Genomic DNA, 3018 nt, shown 5'->3' on the forward strand with positions numbered 1-3018 from the left:
GCCTGCCCTGCGCGCCAGCAGGAATCTGGCTGCGAGAGCGCAGCGAATTAGCGTCGACAACGGTCTGACGGCCCGCCCCGTCGGTGGCCGTGCGCAGCAGGACGGGCTCGAGCTGACCGTGATCCTCGATGTATCACTCTCGTCGTAGTCCTGCCCAGAAGCGGTTGATGGTCGCGGCGCCCAGTTGTGGGTCTTGCGTGAACCACCAGTGGCCCAGTCCATCGAGGCCTGCGATCTCAGCGCCGGCGCGGGCGCTTGCGCGGCGACGCTGCTCGTCGGCGGCGTAGTGGTCGTCGCTGGCCATGATCGACAGGCCGGGTCGTGCAGCGGCTCGCTCGAGATTGCGGCCCAGCCGGGCCATGGCCGGCTGGGCGGCGTCACGGTACAAGCGAAGGATGCACTCGCCCATGGCGGCGTTCTGCCCCTCCGCCACACCGAACGCGACGTCTTCGTGCATGCCCTTCTTCACCATTGCCGCAGCACGTTCGGCGACGGGCGGGTCGATCATGGCTGCGATCGCGTCCTCGCCGGCTCCCGGGGTCGCCCACACCTGCACGCGATCGTGCCACTGGTAGTCCTGGTCGAAGAGGCCGATGACGTCGCATACCCAACTGCGCACCAGTTCGGGCCGTGTCATCACGACGTTCACTACGTGGGCACCGCCCCAGTCGTGCCCCACCAGGTGGACCGGGTGTTCGAAGCGCTCCAACTCGGTGACCAGCCAGCGGCGGTACTCCTCCACCGTCGCGGTGAACCGCGGGGGCACGGGGGCGCCGAAACCCGGCGGGGACAGGCGCACGACGGGACCGCGATCGAGGAGCGGAGCCAATGTTTCCCAGACGGCAGCGGTCTCGGGGTTGCCGTGGACGAGGCATACGGTCACGCGTGTCTCCTTTTGCATCAGGCTTCAAATCGGTGGCCGCCGAGGCATCCTCGTCGAAGGTACTCGGGAAATATTTTCAACCCGGACGCCGTTCTTGTCTCTGCGGTGCTTATGTAACGTCGTTCCATAAGAGACCGAACGATCTAGCACCGACTCGAACGTCATTGAACGCAGAGACAGGAACCGCCATGACCAACGTCGTCTTCATCCATGGGCTGTGGATCTCACACACCGCCTGGCAACCGTGGATCGAACGTTTCGCCGCACGAGGCCATCACGCCATCGCCCCAGCATGGCCGGGCGAATACGCCACCACGAAGGAGACGCGCCTCAACCCCAGTGACCAAGCGGGAATTGGGATCGACGAACTGACCGAGTACTTCGCCCACGTCCTTGAACAGTTCGACACTCCACCGGTGGTGATCGGGCACTCCTTCGGCGGCCTCGTCGCCCAAAAGTTGTTGGGACAGAACAAGGCCGCCGCAGCGGTCGCCATCGACCCCGCACCGATCAAGGGCGTCAAGCCGCTCCCCATCGCTCAGCTACGCTCGGCCTTTCCGGTCCTGGGGAACCCCCTCAACAGAGGACGCGCCAAGGCACTGACCCAAGCGCAATGGCGCTACGGTTTCGGTAACGCGTTGGACGTCGCAGAGTCCGATGCCCTCTGGGACCGCTGGTCCATTCCGTCACCGGGCAAGCCGCTGTTCGAAGCCGCGGCTGCGAACTTCTCTCCCGGCTCGCCGGCCAAGGTCGACACCGCCAACAACACGCGGGGGCCGCTGCTGATCACCGCCGGCACGGCAGACCACACCGTGCCCTTCGCGAGCGCGAAGGCCGCCCACGGCCTGTACCGGAAGTCCGACGCCATCACCGACTTCCATGAATTCGAGGGACGCGGACACTCGCTGACCATCGATCACGGATGGCGCGACGTCGCCGACACCACCCTGTCCTGGATGGCCCACCGCGAGGTCGCCGCGCGGGCATGACCAAGCCCCCGGTCCGCCGCCGCACCGCCAGCCATCAGGTCCCGGTCGCGTTACTTCACGCGGCCGAGACCGTGCTGGATCGCGATGGAACCGGCGGCGTGACCGTCCGTGCCGTCGCACACGAGGCCGCGGTTTCACCCATGAGCGTCTACAACAAGTTCGAGAACAAAGATGGCTTGCTCGTCGCATTGGCCATGCGGGCATTGGACCAGCTCGGCAAGGCCATCGACGTACCCAAGGACGTCGAGCCGGTCGAGCGTTTTCGCCAGGCATGCCGACGCTACCGAGAGTTCGCCCTGCACCATCCCGCTCGATACTCACTGATCTTTGGGGCAGGCAGTCCGCTCGAAGACCAGTCGTCCGAGGTGGCGAATTCCGGTCGCATTGTGTTCGCAATCCTGGTCGGACTGATCCGTGCACTGAGAACTCCAGCACGCAAGGATGATTCGGCCGAATCCGCCCAGATCGTCTGGAGCGCACTCCACGGCGCCGTCACCATCGACCAGGCGGGAATCGGCCAGACACCCGACGCCGGAACCACCTTTGAACGCATGCTCGATCTACTCACCAACACCCTCGCAAGCCGTCATTGAGGCCTCGACGGGAGTGGCGAACGGCGGTCCGATCCACGTCATCAGCATGGCCTCGCGAGTCGCTGAGCCCGGCCGCTCGACGCAGTGTCTATCCTCGGCGCATGACCAACCCCGCGCTGCTCGACGCCGGCCACCACACCGGTGTGCGTCCGCGCCGGCAGACACAGGCCAACTGAGCTCGTGGGCGAGTCCATCGAGGACATAGTGGTCATACACACCGACGGCGGGTGCAGACCCAACCCCGGCCCCGGCGGCTGGGGGGCGGTGCTGCGCCAGCGTGAGCACGTCCGCGAGATGTGCGGCGGCGAGTCCGGCGAGACCAGCAACAACCGGATGGAGTTGACCGCGCCGATCATGGCGCTGGAGGCGCTCACCCGAGCTGCGGTGGTTCACCTCTACACCGACAGCACCTATGTCCGGAACGGCATCACCAAGTGGGTGCTTGGCTGGGAGCGCAACGGCTGGAAGACGGCGGCCCGGCAGCCGGTGAAGAATGTCGACCTGTGGCGGCGGCTTCAGGCGGCCTGCTCGCGTCACCAGGTCGAATGGTTCT

General features: G+C 66.0%; 4 protein-coding genes. 3 read left to right on the forward strand and 1 reads right to left on the reverse strand.

Annotated elements, in window-relative coordinates:
• Positions 1-133 precede the first annotated feature (133 nt).
• A complete protein-coding gene (locus tag QOI01_RS14345) occupies positions 134-883 on the reverse strand; it encodes an alpha/beta fold hydrolase (RefSeq protein ID WP_526381953.1) in 750 nt (249 codons plus the stop codon).
• A 188-nt stretch (positions 884-1071) separates the two neighbouring features.
• Here QOI01_RS14345 and QOI01_RS14350 point away from each other — a divergent pair, with 188 nt between their 5' ends.
• From QOI01_RS14350 to rnhA, 3 genes are all read left to right on the forward strand, one after another.
• Positions 1072-1872 (forward strand): alpha/beta hydrolase, encoded by an 801-nt coding sequence (locus QOI01_RS14350; protein ID WP_526381954.1) that lies wholly within the window; start codon positions 1072-1074, stop codon positions 1870-1872.
• Positions 1869-2465 (forward strand): TetR/AcrR family transcriptional regulator, encoded by a 597-nt coding sequence (locus QOI01_RS14355; protein WP_526381956.1) that lies wholly within the window; start codon positions 1869-1871, stop codon positions 2463-2465. The genes QOI01_RS14350 and QOI01_RS14355 overlap by 4 nt, the downstream gene beginning before the upstream one ends.
• A gap of 192 nt (positions 2466-2657) precedes the next feature.
• Positions 2658-3018 (forward strand): ribonuclease HI (gene rnhA, locus QOI01_RS14360; protein ID WP_526381958.1); only part of this gene is annotated, 361 nt, incomplete at its 3' end.

Origin of the sequence: Mycobacterium sp., from assembly GCF_032162605.1 — a bacterium.
Lineage (GTDB): Bacteria > Actinomycetota > Actinomycetes > Mycobacteriales > Mycobacteriaceae > Mycobacterium.